Here is a 17,793-nt window from a genome sequence, read left to right as displayed (position 1 = left end):
CTTTCAGGCGCGCCGGATTGAAAATCGAACGATAGTAGCCCAGCCATAGATCCTCGACGGCGTCTTCCGCCGGGGCATCGCCGCGCGCTGCGGCCGGACCTTCGAAAAGGGCCGTCCCGCTCCAATGCAGCGCCATGCGCGGGGTCAGGATCGACCAGCGCTGGACGGCGAAGCGATTGACGAAAAAGGCCGCATTGGCGCGCTCTATCCGGTGTTCCGGTTCGAACCAGGCGACGTAGCGATCCATGCCATCGTCATCCGTCACCGCGCGAAAGCGGACGAATGCGCGCATCTTGTGGATGTCGCGCCGAACCTGTTTTGCCAGACGTTCCAGCGCTGCCACGTCGCGGTCGGCGGCATCGTCAAGCAGGCGGGGCCGGTTCTGCAGCCGCCACAGGATGCGGTACAAGAGGCCCAGCCGCGCTGGATCGCTATGCAGAATGGCGCTTTGGGCCAGATCCATGAACGCGCGGCTGGCGCGAACTTCGGTAATTGCTCCGCTTGGTGCACAGGAAGGAGCGGCGAAGAGATCTTTTGGTCCGCTTTCATCGCGCCATACGGCATCTTCCGGCGCGACGCCTTGCACGATCAGCCGCCGCGCCTCATGGCGCCACGCCTCGAAATTGTCCGGCTCGGCCAGTTCCGCGGCAATCATGCAAACAATTCCATCTGCTTCGCAGGTGGCGCCAGCCGGGCGCGCAAGTCGGCGCTGTCGGTCAACTGCGTGGGCCGCCAATCTGCGGTAATCACGAAAGGGCGCACTTTCCGCACCGACGACGTCAATCGTGCGAGGTCTTCCAGCCGGATCGTCCGATGCCGCCGCGCGATGATGATCGCGTCTACGGCTTTCACGCCCAGCCCCGGAACGCGCAGCATCGCCTCCCGCGGGGCGCGATTGAGGTCTACCGGAAAACTCTCCCGGAACTTGAGAGCCCAGGCCAGCTTTGGGTCGATATCCAGCGGCAACATGCCATTGAGATCGGTGGCCTGTTGCACCTCCTGCGGGGCGAAGCCGTAGAATCGCATCAACCAGTCCGACTGATAAAGGCGATGTTCGCGCATCAGGGGCGGGCGCGTCAGTGGCAGCACTGCGCTTGCTTCCGGGATTGGGCTGAAGGCCGAATAGTAGACCCGCTTGAGCGCGAAGCGATCGTAAAGCGAGCTGGCCTTGCCGACGATCTGCGCATCGCTGGCGCCATCGGCGCCGACGATCATCTGCGTTGATTGTCCGGCCGGTGCGAACTGGGGCGCCCGCGTGAAACGCCGGCTTGCGTCCCGCGCTTCCACTATGGCGCCGGAAAGCTTGTCCATGGCGCCTTCGATCACGCTGTCGTTCTTGTCGGGCGCCAGCCGGGCCAGACCGTCCCGGGTCGGCAGTTCCACGTTGATCGAGACGCGATCGGCCCAAAGTCCGGCTTGCGCCAACAGTTCGGGATCCGCCTCAGGAATGGTCTTCAGATGGATGTATCCGCGAAAATCGTGCTCCTCCCGCAAAATTCGGGCAACTTCGATGAGTTGCTCCATCGTGTGACTGGACGATTTGACGATGCCGGAGGACAGGAACAGCCCTTCGATATAATTGCGTCGGTAGAACGAGAGAGTGAGGTCCACGACCTCCTGCGGCGTGAACCGGGCGCGCCGCACGTTCGAGCTTTTCCGGTTGATGCAATAATGGCAGTCGAAGATACAATGGTTCGTCAGCAGCAGCTTAAGCAAAGAGATGCAGCGCCCATCCGGCGCATAGGCGTGGCAGATTCCCATCCCTTCAGTCGATCCGAGGCCCCGCCCGTCGCGGCTGTCACGCTTTGCGGTTCCGGACGAGGCACATGACGCATCGTACTTGGCCGCATCGGCGAGGATTTCGAGGCGTTCCTTGATCGACAGCTGGGCCTTGATCGCGAGTCGGGACATTTGTTCTTTATATGTTCCTTTCTGTCGCGGTGCAAGCGCGGGGCTCGTCGTTCCATCGATCTTCTATCGCCGCGCTTTGGCTGAGGGATGGTGTGCGGCCTGTATATAAAACCGTGCATGGACTACGACACGCATCCGCGAGAGTATCCAGTTGGGTAAATTTACTGGGTGATTGAAATCGGTAAGCACACCGACAATCCGAAATGAAATCGACAAATTGACTGTGAGAGTAATATTGTCATTACGAGCATGACGGGGATGCTATGCGTAATATGACTATAGTAGCATTTCTCGCGTTATCCTCGCGAGGCCGTTTCAGCTACGGTACCCACTCCGGCGCGCAGTGTCACCGATCCGCCAAGCCTGCATTCTCCAACAGTCGCGAACGCCGCAGCAGTGCCTCTCGATGACCTGGGCGTCGTTCGTGGCATAGTCGATGCGGCTTGGAACATCGACGGGCGGAAGGTGTTCCTGGTGACCAACCTCACCGGGCGATACTATTTGTCGAGCGTAGATGTCGCGGGCGGATGGCCGATCCAACTCATCCAGAGCGACGATGTCCAGGTCGATCTTGCACCATCGCCGGATGGCAAGGCACTCGTCTACGCGCAGGACGCGGGCGATAACGAATATTACGGCCTCTTCGTCATATCAATTGACGGGGGAGAGCGGCGGCGCCTTCCCTTCTTGCGCTGAACCATTTTGCTTCAAATCTCGATGGTGCCGTTTATGAGTTTACGGCCTAAACCATTTTCAGAGTCTTAGCTGGAGCCTGCTGTAGCTGGGATCGTCCGGAAAACGTCCGCCAATATCCAATCGCTGGCCGAGCAAACCCAAGCTCCAATCGGCGGAATCGGCATATTCGCGGAACCAGTCGGTCATCACCAGCCGCTCGATGATCCGCCACTCGTCGTTGCGCTTCTCGAAGCGATCAAGGTAGCGCCCCGCGCCGATCACATCCAGCTTGCGCCCGTCCACGGTGATACGGTGATAGCCGTAGAAGTAGGATTCGACGTCCGCGTGATCCCCGTGCATCGCAATCAGCACATTGCCGATCAGATGCATGGTCTGGTCCATCGACTGCATGGCCGGAAAGGCCCAGGCGATGAACTCCTCCGCATTGCCTTCGAAGTCCAGATGCTTGTCGACGACATCTGGCCAATAGGCGCTTCGCACCATGTCGGCATCGAGCCGGTCGACGCCGCGCGAATAGCGATAGAGGCATTCCCTGATCGCTTCGCGGTCGGCAAGTTCGGCAAGGATCTGGCTGGTCTTGGTGGTCATCGCATGTCCTTCGGAAAAAGCCTTCAGGCCGTCGTCACGACGATCTTGCCGAGTTGCACGTTGCTTTCGAGAAACCGGTGCGCTGCGGCGATGTCGGCAAGATCGAAGCAGCGGTCGATCACGGGTTTCAGGGTTCCGCGCGCCAGGCCTTCGCTGACATAGCGGACCATCCTCTCCCGAATGTCGCGATCGCGGACGAACACGTCGGCAGAGAGCCCGCGTAGGGTCAGGTCGGCTGTCATGAGTTGTGGCGCCGCCAGATCGAGTGCGGTTCCGCCAAGCAGGCCGTAGACGATGGCTATGCCGCCGGGGGCTAGTCCGCCCAGCAACGGCCCCAGCGCCGGCCCCGCCACCGCATCGAACAGGACCTGTGCGCCTTTGCCCTGGGTGATTTCCAGCACGCGGCCGGCGACGTCTTCCTCGTCGCTGACGATGACATGGGCCGCCCCGTGGGCTTTCAGTGTTTCGACTTTGGCACGGCCGCGCGTGACGGCGATCGGCAGCGCGCCTTCCGCGCGGGCGATCTGGATCGCGGCGAGGCCGACCGATGAAGAGGCGGCGGTGATGACCACGGCATTGCCCGCCTTGATCCCGGCAACCTCCACCAGCGCGAAGGCCGTGCCATATTGCATCCAGCTTGCGGCGGCTTCGATCAGCGATTGCCCGTCCGGCACGCGCACCAGCATGCCGGCTGGGTAGACGACTGCCTCACCGTGGGTGCCATAGTCCTCCATGGACAAGCCGAACAGCGTCGCGACCCTGTCTCCCGGGGCCCAGTCCACCACGTCCGGACCCACGGCCTCGATCACGCCCGCTGCCTCGTAACCGATGCGGGCCGGGAAGCGCACGGGCCCGAAGCCGCCTGCGCGATAGAGCGTTTCCACGCGATTGAGACCGAAGGCGGCGACGCGCAGGCGCACTTCGCCCGCGCCGGGCTCGGCGACGGGAAGCGCGTCAAGCTGGAGTACCTCGGCATCACCGAAGCGGTGGAACCTGACTGTCCGGGGCATCTGCGGCTTTCTCCCAGGGCGTAAACTCATAAATGGCACCATCGAGGCGCCCAAATGGCGAACAGCTCGGGCCAAAGCGGCCGCTGGGCGGGCTCGCCCTAGATTTTGAAGCCGCCGCTGGCATCGATGCTCTGCGCCGTCACCCAGCGCATCAGCGGGGAGGCGAGGGCGTAGACGATGTCGGCAATTTCCTCGGGCCGGCCGAACCGGCGCAGCAAGGTGTTGTCGATCACCATCTTTGCCATTTCGGGATCTTCGGTGACGTGCAGGTTGGTTTCGCCCACGGTGAAGCCCGGCAGGACGGCATTGACCGTGATGCCCCGCGCGCCAAGATCCTTGGCGAGAACGCGGGTGAAGCTCTCCACCGCCGTTTTCGCCATGGTATAGACGATGATGTTGGGATCGGTGAGCCGCGAACCGACCGAGGAGATGTTGATCACCCGGCCGAAATCGTTGAGCCGGCCATGCAGAGCCTTGGTCAGGAAGAAGGCGCCGCGCACATTGTTCGACCACACCCGGTCGTAGTCGTCCTCACCGGTCTGGACCAGCGATCCATAGTCGCCGCCGCCGATATTGTTGACCAGAATGTCGAGCCCGGGCTGGCCGGTGCGCAGTGTGAACGCCTCTGCAAGAAGGTCCGCAAGGCGGCCCGCTTCCGCTTCACCGCCCAGTTGCGCCTGTACGGGAAAGGCCTGCCCGCCCTTGGCCTCTATGGCACTGACGGTCTCGGCAGCGGCTTCGGCATTGGCGGCGTAGTTGATGGCGACGATTGCGCCCGCCGCCGCAAGGCGCTCCGCAATGGCCCGCCCCAGACCGCGGCTGCTGCCGGTCACAAGTGCCATCTTGCCTTGAAGATCGAATGGCATGGTCATCGGAGTTTCCCTTGGGGCAGAGCGTAGGCCATTACCGCGCTGGCCTGTGGCCCGGGGATCGAGAAGTGCCCGCCGGCGGCGATCACCACATATTGCCGGCCCGTGCGGGGCGAGGTGTAGCTGATCGGCATCGCCGCCCCCACGGCCGGCAGCCTGGCGCTCCAGAGTTCCTTGCCATTGCCGATGTCGTAGGCATGAAGCCTGCGATCTTGCGAGGCGGCGATGAACACCAGCCCGGCGGCAGTGGACAGCGATCCGCCGAAGTTCGGCGCGCCCATGCGAAGCGGAAGGTGGCTCGCCAGACCCAGCGGGCCGGAACCTTCGGCGGTGCCGAGCGGCTTGCTCCACAGCAGCTTGCGCGTGCGGATATCGAACACGCTGATCGTGCCATAGGGCGGTTTCTGGCAAGGCGCGAAGATGGGTGAGAGGAAGGGAAACGATTCAAAGACGTAAGGCGTGCCTTCCTGCGGGAATTTGATGACGCCGCCTTCGAAGCCCGCCTTGACCACTTTGCCCTTCTCTCGCGGGGCAAGGCGGTTGAGATTGGCGAACCGCAGGGTGTTGACCACCATCAGCCCGCGCTGCCGGTCTATCGACACGCTTCCCCAGTTGATGCCGCCGCCGACGGCGGGATAAGTGATGGTCGGCCGCGTGGTGATCGGCGTGAACTGGCCCTGATAGCGCGCCTGACGGAAACGGATGCGGCAGGCCATCTGATCGAGCGGCGTGATGCCCCACATGTCGGCCTCGCGCAGATCCTCCCCGGCAACCGAGGGAAAGCCGGTGGTGTAGGGCTGGGTGGGCGCGTTCCATCCGCCTTTTACCGGGTTGTCGTGCGGAACCGGCTTTTCAACAACCCGGTCTATCGGGGCGCCGGTGCGGCGGTCCAGCACGAAAATCTCTCCCCGCTTGGTGGGCACGATCAGTGCCGGCTTGCCGTCGGGCAGGTCTAGAACGACGGGCTGCGCAGCGATGTCATAGTCCCACAAGTCGTGATTGACGGTTCGGAAGGCCCACCGCAGCCGGCCCGTCGCCGCATCGAGTGCGACGATGTTGTCGGTGAACCGGTCCGCGATCGGGGAGCGGAAGCCGGCGTAGTAATCGGGCGGGCTGTTCCCCGTGCCGACATAGACGAGGCCCAGCTGCTCGTCCCCGCTGAACACGCCCCAGGCGTTGGGCGTATCGCGTGTATAGGTTTCGCCGGGCTTCAGCACCGAGCGGTCAGGTCGGCCGGCATCCCAGGCCCAGCGAAGCGCGCCGGTTTCGGCGTCATAGCCGCGTATGACGCCCGATGGCGCATCGAAGGAGGCGACATCGGATATGCTCTGCCCCACGACGATCACGCCGTTCACCACGGTGGGCGGGGAGGTGGGCAGGGCATCGTCGGGCTTCAACGCGCCCATTCCGGGCTTGAGGTCGGTGATGCCGCCGGTCCCGAATTGGCTGCACGGGCGGCCCGTTTCCGCGTCCAGCGCGCGCAGGGTTCCGTCCGCCACTGTCAGGAACAGGCGCTGGCGGCATTCCGCGCCTTGGCCGCGCGCTTCATAATAGGCGACGCCGCGGCATTTCCACCCGGTCAGCGGGGCGTTTCGGGGCAGGCCGAGATATTGCCAGACCGGCTTCCCGCTGTCCTGATCCAGCGCGACCACCGAGCCGGATTCCAGACACATGAAAAGCCGCCCGTTCACGGCAAGCGGGGCCGCTTCCAGACTGGGCAGCTTGCCGGGCTTGAGTGGGGATCATACCGCCATGCAAGCTTGAGCTGAGCGACATTGTCGCGGCTGATCTGATCCATCGCGGCAAAGCGCGTGCCCGCCAGATCGTTGCCCCAGTGCCGCCAGTCGCGCGCCGCGCCGGGGATCGCGGCGACTTTTGCGGCATTGGGAAGGCCGCTTTCGGCCGTCTGCGCGCGCACTACGGCAAAGGTCATGACCGCCGCCGCGGCCAGGATCGGCGCGCCGACCCACCAGCGGCTTGCGCCCGTGGCCCGCTGGATACCCGGCAGCAGGAAGAGCAGGCCGACGATGGCGGGGCCCACGATCCGGGGCATCAGTGCCCAGTCATCGAACCCGGCTTCCCACAGGGCCCACGCGATCGTCCCGGCCAGCATCGCACCATAGGCCCAGGCTGCATAAGGCGTACGGCGGACAAGGCCCAGTGCGGATGCGAGTACCAGCACGCCGGCCGCCAGATAGTAAGGGCTGCCTCCCGCCTCGATCAGCGTGACGCCGCCGACAGCAAGCGTCGCCCCGACAATCGCGAGAATGATTGCAAGCGGCCAACGAAGCACCGGCATCCCCCTTCTGCTTTGTCTATCCCGGTCCGTGCCTTTACATCTCGGGTGAGCACGTGCTCACTGTGGCCTGACTTGGGCATGTGTCAATCGCGTGCTAGGTGGGCGCAATGCCTTCGAACGCGCGCCCGCATATCCGTGACGCTGCCCATACCCGGGCAAGAATCCTTGAAGCGGCGCAGTTGTCCTTCTCCGAAAAGGGTTATTCGCTGGCCGGTCTGCGGGAAATCGCGGCGCGTGCCGGCGTGGTGAATTCCCTTGTGGTCAAGTATTTTGGCACCAAGGCCAAATTGTTCGAAGAGGCGCTGGCCGCCTCCATTGGCGATTCCATGCATCTGCAGGAGAAGGCCGGGTTCGGCGAAGCGCTCATGCGGTCGGTGCTGGATCCGGAGATGCGGATCACCGCGCCGGCAATGATCGCGCTGTCGCTGGGCGATCAGGAAGCGCGCGAGATATCCGCGAAAGTGGCGAGGGAGCACATCATTGCCCCGCTCGCCGCGTGGATCGGCCAGCCCCACGGCGAGGCACGCGCCGCCAGCACGCTTATGCTGAGTGTGGGTTTCGCCATTTTCAATCGTTACATGCAGACGCTTTCATCGCCGGCCGAGCAGATCGAAGCTCAGACCTGGCTGGTCGGCACGATTCAGGCGATCGTCGACGGGCAGGATTGGAAAATGCTCTAATGGGCGACGCTCATCTTCAATTGCCGCGCCTGAATGAAAGGGGCGGGGTCGAAGTAGTAGGGCTTGATTTCGCAGCACTTGCCGTCCCGAAATTGGAATCTTTCGCAAATTTCGGCGGGGGGAAGCGACGGGTCCGCGAAACGGAGCGACAGGATGGCGACAGCATAGTCCTTGCCCGCCGCCGTCTCGATCCGGTCTAGAGCCACCACGTCGCACATGCCCATGACTATGGCGTAGAGGTTGCGCAAACCGTCCTTGCCCCGATACTCGCCAGCCATCGGCAGGCTGTCTGCTTCATAGGCAACGAAATCGTCGGTGAGCATCTGCGACGCCGTTTCCCAGTCGCCCGTGCCGGTGGCGGCGTAGAGGCGGTCGACGAAATCGATCATCTGCTCGGGGCTCATGGTCATCGCATTGCTCCTGTCACCGCCATGATGTCTGGCCTGCGACGGACTCTGACAAACCCGCGATTTTCCCGAACCTAGCGTTTCGACTAGCGTGCCAGCGGGCCAAGCGCGGCTAAGCTGCCGGAATGGGAAAGGTCAGACAGATCGTGCTGGCGCGGCGACCCAAAGGGGTGCCGGTGCCGGAAGACTTCCAGCTTGTGGAGACCGAGGGCCCCGAACCGGGGCCGGGAGAGTTTCTGGTGGCGATGCGGGTGGGATCGGTGGATCCGGCGATCCGCGGATTTCTGGACGATCGGCCCAGCTACATCGATCCCGTGGCGCTGGGCGCGCCGATCAACGGCATGTCGCTGGGCGAAGTGGTGGCGTCCAACCATGCCGACTATCCGGTGGGTACGCTGGTGCGGGCCTTCGCCACATGGTCCGATCACTACGTGCTGTCAGGCGATGCCTGGGGGCTGGAGACGGTGCACCGCCAGCCCGATACCGAACTGCATCATTACATGGGCGCGCTGGGGCCAGTGGGGCTGACCGCCTGGGTCGGCCTCTTCGCGGTGGGCAAGGCCAAGCCGGGTGAGACCGTGGTGGTCAGCGCGGCGGCCGGCGCCACCGGATCGACCGTGGGCCAGATCGCCAAGGCGCGGGGCTGCAAGGTCGTCGGCATCGTCGGATCGCAGGAGAAAGCGCAAGTGATCCGCGAACTCGGCTTCGATGCGGCGATCGACTACCGCGCCACGCCGGACATCGCGGCGGAAATCGCCAAGGCCGCACCGGAGGGCGTGGACGTCTATTTCGACAATGTCGGCGGCGAAGTGCTGGAGGCCATTTTGCCGCTGATGCGCCTGCACGGCCGCGTCGCCGTTTGCGGCATGGTCGGCCAGTACAACGATGCCGATCATCCCCACGGCGTCACCACCCTGTGGCAACTGGTGGTCAATCGCATCCGCATGGAGGGTTTCATCACGTACGACTATCCGGAAGTGCTGGCAGAGGCGCAGGCCGAACTCGATGGCTGGGTGGCAGAGGGCAAGCTGAAGCCGCTAGCCAATCTGCGCGACGGGTTCGAAAAGCTGCCAGAGGCGTTCATCGATCTGATGTCCGGCCGCACGATCGGCAAGACTCTTGTCCGGATCTGACGCCATGAGCGAAACCTGGCACCCGATCGTGCCCGAGGCCGAGTTTCCGGAAGAGGGCAAGCTGGCCGCGCGGATCGCGGGGTGGAGCGTGCTGGTGGCGCGCACCGACGATGGCTTCCGCGCCGTCAACGACCGCTGCACGCATCAGGCGGCGATGCTGTCGGGCGGCAAAGTGCGGCGCGGCGCGATCATGTGCCCGCTGCACGGCGCCCGTTTCGAGATCGCCACCGGGCGCTGCATCGGCGGGACTTATGCCGACTTGCGCCGGTTCGATTTGCGCGTGGCCGGCGGGATGATCGAGGTCGCCGTGCCCGATATGCCGCCGGGGCCGCATGAGCGGCCGGTGGAAACAGACGTCTGAAAGGGAGAGAACCATGGCCTATACCGGACCTTTCGAGGACCGCCTTGCCATTCGCGAACTGCTGGAAACTTACGCCGATGCAGTGACCCGCCGCGATGCGGATGCCTGGGGCGCGACATGGGCGGACGACGCCGAATGGTCGCTGCCGGATTATCCCGAACTGGGCACCCAGAAGGGCCGGCCGGCCATCGTCGCCATGTGGATAGAGGCGATGAAGGCCTATCCGGGCATCATGTTCGAGGCTTGGCCGGGCTCCATCGAAGTCACTGGCAATAGCGCGACGATGCGCAGCTATACCTCCGAGATCTACGACCAGGACGGCGTGACGATGCGCGACCGGGGCGTCTATGAAGACACTTGTAGCAGGGTCGACGGGCGCTGGCTGTTCCAGAGCCGTACGTTCCGCAATATCCATCGCCAGCATGCGCCCAAGGGCTGTTAAAGGGGCTCCTTCAGCCACCTCTCCCCAACCTCCCAACCCGCTCAGGCTGAGCCTGTCGAAGCCCCCCGCGAGCGTGGCGCGAGGGTCCCATCCTTCGACAAGCTCAGGATGAGCGGGTGTGGGATGCGAGATTGGGAGATTGGGGATCTGGAGGTTCGGAGACGGTTTCGCGAACCCCACTCCAAACAAGAAAGGCCCGGCCTCCCGTATAGGAGGCCGGGCCTTTCCCTTGCGGGGAGGCGTAATCAGAAGTTCTTCGTCAGTTCCACCATCACGGTGCGCGGCAGGGTGCCGAAGCCCAGCTGGTCGGCCCGGACGCCCGCCGGTGTGCCGGTGCCGCTGCCGGTGGAGGGGCCGTCCACCACACCGGTGACGTAGAACTGGTTGGTCAGGTTCTTGCCGATCACCGCGATCTGCCAGTTGTCGTCCTCCGCGCCGAAGCGCAGGCCGGCGTCGAGCGTGACGTACTTGTCCTGCTTCGACAGCGGATTGCCGAAGGCGGAGGCCAGATAGCTGTCCGAATAGCGGGCATCGACATTCATGCCGATCTTCATCGAGGAGCCGACCGACATCTCATAATTCACGCCCAGATTGCCGGTCCAGCGCGGGGCCACCGAAAGCGACGTGCCGGACAGGTCCTGGCGGGTGTTGCCGACAAGGTTGCAGCCTTCCGCCGGGGTCTGGCCGGCATAGCACGGGGCTGCCGGGAAATCGGTGTAGCGCGCCTTGTTGTAGTTGATAGACCCATGCAGGTCGAAACCGGGAATGCCGTTCGGGGCGAACTGGAATTCGGCCTCCACCCCCTTGGTGCGGGCATCGGCGGTCAGCGTCTGGAACGCGAAGATGGGCGAGTTGAAGAAGTCCACCTGCAGGTTCTTGTACTTGTAGTTGAACGCAGTGACGTTGAAGCGCAGCTGGCGGTTGAACAGCGTGGACTTGAAGCCCAGTTCGTAACCTTCGGCCTTTTCCGGATCGAAGGTGAGGTCCGCCGTGGGATCGGTCGAGAATTTCGAATTGATGCCGCCGTTGGAGAACCCGCCGGACTTGTACGCCGTCTTGTACGCGGCATAGACCATCAGGTCCTGCGTCGGCTTCCAGGTCAGCGTGGCTTCGGGCGACCAGTTGGTGAAATGCTGGCGGGCGGTGACTTCGCCCAGCCCGTCGGGGTCGTTCTGGTCGCGGAAGATGCTGGTGACCAGCGGGTTGTTGTAGGGCTGGGTGAAGAAGCTGTTCTTGGTCTCGTCCGAATAGCGCACGCCGCCGGCCAGTTCCACGGTGGGGACGATCTTGTAGGTCAGCTGGCCGAACACGGCCATCGTCTCACCCTTGGTGAAGCTGCTCTTGGCAGTGGCGACGTATTCGTAGCCTTCCGGTGCGGCGGAATTGGAGACGCCGCCGGTCATCACGAACTGCGCGAAATCGCGCTTGGTGTTCTGGTAGAGCGCGCCCACCATCATGTTGAACGGCCCGCTGAACTGCGTCAGCGCGCGGAATTCCTGGCTGAACGCCTTCCAAGACGAATTCTCGGTCGCCCAGGTGCTGCCTGGGCCACTGCCGCTGTCGCTCGACTGGAAATCGCAGGCGCAGGCCCAGCGGTTGTTGTTCCATTGGTAGTTGGTGACGGAGGAGAGCTGCAACTCGTCCGCGTCATAGGTCATGTTCAGCGTGCCCGCCGCCGAGTGGTAGCGGTTGTAGAGCGAACCGTCCTTCTTGGCGTAAGGATAGTTGGCGGCGACGTCCGCCGGCATGTTGTTCTGGTGGGTGACGAAGTCCTTTTCACACGCATAGCCGTTCAGCTGCGATGTCGCGCCGTTGCCGCAGGCATAGGCGACGTAGTTCCAGGATGAGTTGTTGACCTCGTTCAGGTCCACGCTGCCCTTCAGGCTGACGGTCAGGCGGTCGGTCGGTTCCCACTTCAGGGTGCCGCGTGCCAGGAATTCTTCCTCTCCCGGTGCCTTGTGCGCGGCCGGCGTGGCGATGTGCGAGGTGGGATTGCCGTTGCCGCCGGCCAGGATGCTGACGGAATCGATGTCCGTGAAGGTCACGTCGTTGGCGACGTTGCGGTAATAGCCGCCGTCCATCTTCGAATAGCGCGCGGCGATGCGGATGCCGAGCGTATCGGTGATCGGCATCGAGGCGAAGCCTTCGACGCGGTATTGCTGACTCTTGAACTCGTACCCGCCCTTGATCTGGAACTGCGGGGTGGAGGTGGGATCGGCGGTGGTGATGGAGATCACGCCGGCGGTGGCGTTCTTGCCGAAGAACAGCGCCTGCGGGCCCTTCAGCACTTCCACGCGGGCCAGATCGAAGAAGCCTTCCTGGATCACGCGGCCCTGCCCGTAATAGGCGCCGTCCACCACCACGGCCACCGATTGCTCGATACCGATCGAGGTGGAGGAGGAGCCGATACCGCGCAGCGTCAACTGCGCGCCGGAACCGTTGGAGGCGCGGCCGACGTTGAACTGCGGGGCGATGGCGGCGATCTTTTCCACGCTGGTAATGTCGCGCGAGACGATCTGCTCGGCCGAGATCGCGGTGACCGCCACCGGCACATCCTGCGCGGTTTCCTGCCGCTTGCGCGCGGTGACGATGATTTCCTGAATGCCGCCGGTGGCATGTGCTGGCTCGTTTGCGGCCGAAGGGGCCGGAGCGGGCGTTGGCGGCGGCGCCTCCTGCGCATGGGCCGAAGCGGCGCCCAGCGCGACGGTGAGCACCGTCGACGTGAGCAGGATGGATTTCGAGAATCGCATGTCAGGACCTCCCACCAATTTTCTTGTCGCGTATTTTCTTGTCTTGGCCCCTTCGTAGAACTGCGGGGGCGGCAGGGCGGCCTGTGCAAACGGATAGCCCTATCTGTTTGGTCAGGTGGCGGGGGGACGGCGGCGGGCGACGGTGGCCGTTCGGGCCGAAAGAGCCGGACAGGCCAAAAGCCAGACAGGCCAAAAGCCAGACAGGAGAGTGGATTTTGAACGGCAACCGTTTCTGGCGACTGGACCGTCACCCCGAAGGCAATGCGGATTTTGGCCGCTTCCTCACGCTTTGCGAGGAAGACCCGGCTCCGCTGGCCGAAGGCGAAGTGCGCATTGCGGTCCAATGGCTGTCGATGGATGCCGGCACGCGCATGTGGATGAGCCCGCGCACCGATGGCTATCAGCCGCCGCTGCCACTGGGTGCGAAGATGGTGGGGCTGGTGCTCGGCCGGGTCAGCGAGAGCCGCGATCCCGCTTTTCCGGTGGGCACAATGGTGCGCGGCTTCGGGCAATGGGCGCAGCAGGCGGTAGTCGTGCCCGCGCTGGCCGGGCTGGAGGCGGTGGACGAAAGCCTGGCCGATCCGCGCCAGCACTTCGGCGCCTTGGGGATGAACGCCTGGACGGCCTATGTCGGCGTCAAGGAAGTGGCAGCCGTCAAACCCGGCGAATGGTTGGCGGTATCGGCGGCGGCCGGGGCGACGGGCAGTTTGGCCTGTCAGGTCGGGCGCAATCTGGGCGCGAAAGTGGTCGGCATCGCCGGCGGGGCGGAGAAGTGCCGCTGGCTGGTCGAGGAACTGGGCGTGGACATGGCGATCGACTACCGCGCCGAGGATGTGGAGGCGCGGCTGGCAACCGTGCCCGGCGGGATCAATGCCTTCTTCGACAATGTCGGCGGCCCGATCCTCGACGCGGTGCTGCCCAACATGGCGCATTACGGCCGCGTGGCGATCTGCGGCATGGTGGCGGGCTATGACAGCGATGCGCCGATGCCCGGCCCTGCGCGCTTCGACCAGATCCTGATGCGCCGCCTGCGGGTGGAGGGATTCTTCATCCCGGACTTCCTCGAACGCGGCGCGGAATTCCTGCCGCAACTGCGCGCGTGGCTGGATGCGGGGCAGCTCTCGGTCCGTTTCGACGAGACGCAGGGTATCGAGAACGTGCTGACCGCCTATGAGCGGATGCTGACGGGCAAGAACATCGGCAAGGTCGTGGTGCGGCTCTAGGCGCAGGCCGTGAGCCTCATTCCGCCATCCTCGGCGGTCAAAACACATCCGTCGCCCCCGCGAAGGCGGGGGCCCCGCTTCCTTTTGCCCCGCCGCGAAAAACGAGCGGGATCCCCGCCTGCGCGGGGATGACGAAGTAGTATTATGCAGGCGCTCTCTCACGGATCGGCTGGCACACGCGCTCGCATTAGCCGATCCGTGAGGAGGCAAGACCGGCCGGGGCCTCGCCTTTCCCGCGAAGCCCGGCCGCCCCCCTCACATCGCGGTAACGCCGCCGTCCACCACGAATTCCCCGCCGGTGATATAGTTCGCCTCGTCACTGGCAAGGAACAGGATCATATTGGCGATGTCGAGCGGGCTGCCCATGCGCTTCATCGGGATGGAGGCGACGATCTCCTTGAAGCCTTCCGGATTGTCGTGCCGGGCCACGTCCTGCATGGCCGTCTCGATCATGCCGGGGTGCACCGAATTGCAGCGGATGCCCTCCGCCGCGCATTCCATCGCCACCACCTTGGAGAAGATCCGCACGCCGCCCTTGGCCGCGCCATAGGCGCCGCACATCGGCACGCCGACCAGCCCGCCGATGGAGGAGAGGTTGACGATCGATCCGCCGCCGCCGGTCTTGCGCATCAGTTCCACCGCGCGGCGGGTGCCCAGGAACACGCTGTCCAGATTGACCTTGTTCTGCCGTTCCCAATCGGCAACGGAGAGCGAGGTCAATGGCTTGAGCACGGCGATCCCGGCATTGTTGACCAGCACGTCCAGCCGGCCATGGCCTTTCTCGATCGTCTGGAACAGGTCCTCCCATCCCGTTTCGCTGGTTACGTCCTGGGCATAGGCTTCGGCCTGTCCGCCGGCGTCGCGGATGGCGGCGGCGACGCTTTCCGCGCCCTTGGCGTCAAGGTCCGTCAGGTAGACGAATGCCCCTTCCTCGGCAAAGCGCCGCGCCGTGGCCGCGCCCAGCCCGCGTTCGTTTCCGGCGCCGGTAACCAGCGTGATCTTTCTTTCGAGACGACCCATATTTGCAGTACTCCTGGTAGGACTAGAACTTGAATCCGATGGTCGCGCCATACGTCCGCGGTTCCAGCGCCATGCCGAACGACCACAAGCCGGCGACGGTGAAGGCGTGGGTGGTCGTCTTCTCGTTCAGAAGATTGCGGCCGAACACGCGCAAATAGGCTTCCTTGTCGCCGATATCGAAATTGAAGGTCAGGCTGGCGTCGACCAGATCTTGCGTGGTGGTGCGCACGCGCGGATCGTTGCCGTTGACGATCACGCTGGTCACGTTGCCGTCGGCATCGAGCACGGGCGTGAGCGAGGCCTGCGAGATCTGCTCGTCATAGGGGCTGATGTGCCGCCATCCGGCCGTGGCCACCACTTTGCCGAAGCTGGTGGGGATCGTGTAGTCGCCGTTGATCGATGCGGTGAACTTCGGGGCGTAGATCAGCCGGTTCGCCGAATAGTCGAACGGTACGATCAATGTGCCATAGGCCCCGTCGGTCACGAAATTGCGGAAGTGCGATTTCATGAAGGCGGCGGAGGTGGTGATCGTGAAGTCCGGCGTCACGCGGAAGGTGCCGTCCATCTCGATGCCCTTGATCAGCGCGCCGCCGGGCACGTTGCCAGTGATCGTCTGGTTGCCGGTGGGACCGCCGGGCACCGTCAGGTTTTGCTGCATGTTCTTGTAATCGGAGACATATCCGGCCAGATCGATCTGCACGCGGCGATCGAAAGCGGAAATCTTCGCGCCGATTTCATAAGCGTCCACGGTTTCCGGCTGGAACGGCGTGCTGGCGGTATCCGCCGTTGCCGCGCGGGGGCTGAACCCGCCCGAACGGTACCCGCGTGACCAGCTGGCGTAGAGCATCACATCGGAATTGGGGCGATAGTCGATGCCCACCTTCGGCGTGAATTTCGAGAAGTTGGCATCGCCCGATCCGATCAAGCCGGTTTCGGCGAAGCTGTTGGTCAGCTTCTTGTTGTCATGCGACCAGCGTCCACCGAAAGAGAGGCGCCATTTGTCGGCAAAGGCCCAGTTGAAGTCTCCAAAGAACGCATAGCTGGTGGTCTTGCCCTCCACGCTCTGTGGGTTCTTGTCGAACGTCGTCGGCGGGATCGAGGAATCGAAGCCGAACAGGCGCGTCCACTGGATCAGGTCGTAGCTGGAATGGAAGTAGTATCCGCCGACCACATAGTCGAGCCCGGTAAACAGGTTGCCGGCGGCGCGCAGTTCCTGGCTCCACTGGGTATAATGCTGGCGCCGGTCGACATAGTAGAGATCGGTGGACGATCCATCGAAGTCCTGCGTCTGCTTTTCCTTGCTGTGCCGCCAGCCGGTGATCGAAGAGAGTTTCACGCCGCCAAGGTCGTAATTCATCTGCAAGGTGGCTTCAGGGGCCCGATAGGTGCTCTTCGCGGCGTCTCCGAAGGTGGTGTAGAGGTCGGTCGTGGTATTGCGGTTGCACTGATTGGCCGGTTCGTACTGGCAGAACACTTCGGTGCTGTTGGTCAGGTTGCTGACCACCGGATTGAACGATTGAACGACATTGGCAACGGTAAGCTGCGCGTCGAAGCCCGATCCGCTGGGTTCGAACAGCAGGCTGGCGCCGTAGTTGTCCCCCTTGCTCCAGCCGTCGCTCGTGTCGCGGGTGACGTTGTGGTAGAACCCGTCGGTCTGGTTGTGGAAGTACCAGGCCTTCACGCCCCAGGTCTCCCCGTCGCCATAGTTGGCAATGGCCTTGGCGGACCAGGTGTTCCAGCGGCCATACGTGAACTCGGCCTTCATGCCGGGTTCCATCGTCGGTTTGCTGCGGGTGATGTTGATCACGCCGCCGATGGTGTTGGCGCCGAACAGCGTGCCTTGCGGGCCGCGCAGCACTTCGATCTGGGCGATGTCGAACGCGTCCTGAAGTTGCCCGGTGCTGGTGCCGATCGTCACCCCGTCCACCACCACGCCAACGGTGGGCGTCTGGGACTTTTCGATATCGGCATAGGTCAGGCCGCGAATGGAGATGTTGGCCGCCTGTGCGCCGGAATTCTGCTGGGTGATCAGGAGGCCCGGCGCAGCGCCCTGAAGATCGCCGATGTTCACCGCGGCCCGGTTTTCCAGCATCGCAGCGTTGACGGCGGTGATCGCGACCGGGGTCGACTGCAGCGTTTCGGAACGCCGCCGCGCGGTGACGATGATCTCGGTCGTATCGACCGTGGCATGTTGGGGAGTCGCGGCCGGAGACTCCGGCGCGGCAGGGGCTTCGGGCGGGGCTGCTGCCTCGCTCTGCGCATAGGCTGGAGACGCGATGCATGAGAGCGCGCTTGTCGAAAGTGCGACAAGCAACGCTCCGCGACGACGTGCGGATGCCATTGGTTTTCTCCCTCTCCCCGACTATTCGTGTAGCCGTTTTTACTCTTTCACTATGCTACGAAT

The 17,793-nt window shown here is 63.8% G+C and carries 17 protein-coding genes (1 of these 17 running past the window's edge); 6 read left to right on the top strand and 11 right to left on the bottom strand.

All coding sequences use genetic code 11. The features are described from left to right. Both ACZ1JC_RS05455 and ACZ1JC_RS05450 read right to left on the bottom strand, forming a co-directional pair. Positions 1-655: the beginning of a UdgX family uracil-DNA binding protein gene (locus ACZ1JC_RS05455; RefSeq protein WP_465138940.1), read on the bottom strand. The gene continues 749 nt to the left of window position 1, outside the view; the window shows 655 of its 1,404 coding nt (coding positions 1-655); the start codon lies at positions 653-655; the stop codon falls past the left edge of the window. Beyond that, complete coding sequence (locus tag ACZ1JC_RS05450) at positions 652-1,911, bottom strand: putative DNA modification/repair radical SAM protein (protein WP_465138941.1); 1,260 nt, start codon at positions 1,909-1,911, stop codon at positions 652-654. The genes ACZ1JC_RS05455 and ACZ1JC_RS05450 overlap by 4 nt, the downstream gene beginning before the upstream one ends. 396 nt (positions 1,912-2,307) lie before the next feature. Between ACZ1JC_RS05450 and ACZ1JC_RS05445 the strand changes: the two genes are divergently transcribed. Then, positions 2,308-2,607: a TolB family protein gene (locus ACZ1JC_RS05445; RefSeq protein ID WP_465138942.1), complete on the top strand. Its 300-nt coding sequence runs from the start codon at positions 2,308-2,310 to the stop codon at positions 2,605-2,607. A 57-nt stretch (positions 2,608-2,664) separates the two neighbouring features. On the opposite strand, the gene ACZ1JC_RS05440 is transcribed toward ACZ1JC_RS05445, so the two are convergent. From ACZ1JC_RS05440 to ACZ1JC_RS05420, 5 genes are all read right to left on the bottom strand, one after another. Beyond that, positions 2,665-3,195 carry a nuclear transport factor 2 family protein gene (locus tag ACZ1JC_RS05440; RefSeq protein ID WP_465138943.1) on the bottom strand — a complete coding sequence of 177 codons (531 nt, stop codon included), beginning with the start codon at positions 3,193-3,195 and terminating at the stop codon, positions 2,665-2,667. Between the two features lie 23 nt (positions 3,196-3,218). After that, positions 3,219-4,205: a zinc-dependent alcohol dehydrogenase family protein gene (locus tag ACZ1JC_RS05435; protein WP_465138944.1), complete on the bottom strand. Its 987-nt coding sequence runs from the start codon at positions 4,203-4,205 to the stop codon at positions 3,219-3,221. A 98-nt stretch (positions 4,206-4,303) separates the two neighbouring features. Further along, a complete protein-coding gene (locus tag ACZ1JC_RS05430) occupies positions 4,304-5,077 on the bottom strand; it encodes an SDR family NAD(P)-dependent oxidoreductase (protein ID WP_465138945.1) in 774 nt (257 codons plus the stop codon). Continuing rightward, on the bottom strand, positions 5,074-6,747 hold the full coding sequence (locus tag ACZ1JC_RS05425; protein WP_465138946.1) for an outer membrane protein assembly factor BamB family protein: 1,674 nt from the start codon (positions 6,745-6,747) through the stop codon (positions 5,074-5,076). The genes ACZ1JC_RS05430 and ACZ1JC_RS05425 overlap by 4 nt, the downstream gene beginning before the upstream one ends. Before the next feature lie 14 nt (positions 6,748-6,761). Beyond that, entirely contained in the window at positions 6,762-7,373 is a 612-nt protein-coding gene (locus ACZ1JC_RS05420; protein WP_465138947.1) for a hypothetical protein, read from the bottom strand. 107 nt (positions 7,374-7,480) lie between these two features. On the opposite strand from ACZ1JC_RS05420, the gene ACZ1JC_RS05415 reads away from it, so the two are divergent. After that, on the top strand, positions 7,481-8,053 hold the full coding sequence (locus ACZ1JC_RS05415; protein ID WP_465138948.1) for a TetR/AcrR family transcriptional regulator: 573 nt from the start codon (positions 7,481-7,483) through the stop codon (positions 8,051-8,053). On the opposite strand, the gene ACZ1JC_RS05410 is transcribed toward ACZ1JC_RS05415, so the two are convergent. After that, on the bottom strand, positions 8,050-8,463 hold the full coding sequence (locus ACZ1JC_RS05410) for a nuclear transport factor 2 family protein (protein WP_465138949.1): 414 nt from the start codon (positions 8,461-8,463) through the stop codon (positions 8,050-8,052). The genes ACZ1JC_RS05415 and ACZ1JC_RS05410 overlap by 4 nt on opposite strands. A 122-nt stretch (positions 8,464-8,585) precedes the next feature. Here ACZ1JC_RS05410 and ACZ1JC_RS05405 point away from each other — a divergent pair, with 122 nt between their 5' ends. Genes ACZ1JC_RS05405 through ACZ1JC_RS05395 form a run of 3 tightly spaced genes read left to right on the top strand, consistent with a single transcriptional unit; the run spans position 8,586 to position 10,396 of the window. Next, a complete protein-coding gene (locus ACZ1JC_RS05405; protein WP_465138950.1) occupies positions 8,586-9,593 on the top strand; it encodes an NADP-dependent oxidoreductase in 1,008 nt (335 codons plus the stop codon). A gap of 4 nt (positions 9,594-9,597) precedes the next feature. Further along, the gene (locus ACZ1JC_RS05400) at positions 9,598-9,954 is read left to right on the top strand and encodes a Rieske (2Fe-2S) protein (RefSeq protein ID WP_465138951.1); all 357 of its coding nucleotides are present in this window, start codon (positions 9,598-9,600) and stop codon (positions 9,952-9,954) included. Between the two features lie 13 nt (positions 9,955-9,967). After that, entirely contained in the window at positions 9,968-10,396 is a 429-nt protein-coding gene (locus tag ACZ1JC_RS05395; RefSeq protein WP_465138952.1) for a nuclear transport factor 2 family protein, read from the top strand. 245 nt (positions 10,397-10,641) lie between these two features. On the opposite strand, the gene ACZ1JC_RS05390 is transcribed toward ACZ1JC_RS05395, so the two are convergent. Next, positions 10,642-13,146: a TonB-dependent receptor gene (locus ACZ1JC_RS05390; RefSeq protein WP_465138953.1), complete on the bottom strand. Its 2,505-nt coding sequence runs from the start codon at positions 13,144-13,146 to the stop codon at positions 10,642-10,644. 215 nt (positions 13,147-13,361) lie between these two features. On the opposite strand from ACZ1JC_RS05390, the gene ACZ1JC_RS05385 reads away from it, so the two are divergent. Continuing rightward, on the top strand, positions 13,362-14,369 hold the full coding sequence (locus ACZ1JC_RS05385; RefSeq protein ID WP_465138954.1) for an NADP-dependent oxidoreductase: 1,008 nt from the start codon (positions 13,362-13,364) through the stop codon (positions 14,367-14,369). A 255-nt stretch (positions 14,370-14,624) separates the two neighbouring features. Here the strand turns inward: ACZ1JC_RS05385 and ACZ1JC_RS05380 are convergent, their stop codons facing one another. After that, complete coding sequence (locus ACZ1JC_RS05380; protein WP_465138955.1) at positions 14,625-15,389, bottom strand: SDR family NAD(P)-dependent oxidoreductase; 765 nt, start codon at positions 15,387-15,389, stop codon at positions 14,625-14,627. 22 nt (positions 15,390-15,411) lie between these two features. Continuing rightward, the gene (locus ACZ1JC_RS05375) at positions 15,412-17,730 is read right to left on the bottom strand and encodes a TonB-dependent receptor (RefSeq protein WP_465138956.1); all 2,319 of its coding nucleotides are present in this window, start codon (positions 17,728-17,730) and stop codon (positions 15,412-15,414) included. Positions 17,731-17,793 lie beyond the last annotated feature (63 nt).

The sequence above is a fragment of the Sphingomonas sp. BL-S-28 genome (genome assembly GCF_055521515.1).
This window is presented reverse-complemented; position numbering and strand designations above follow the sequence as displayed.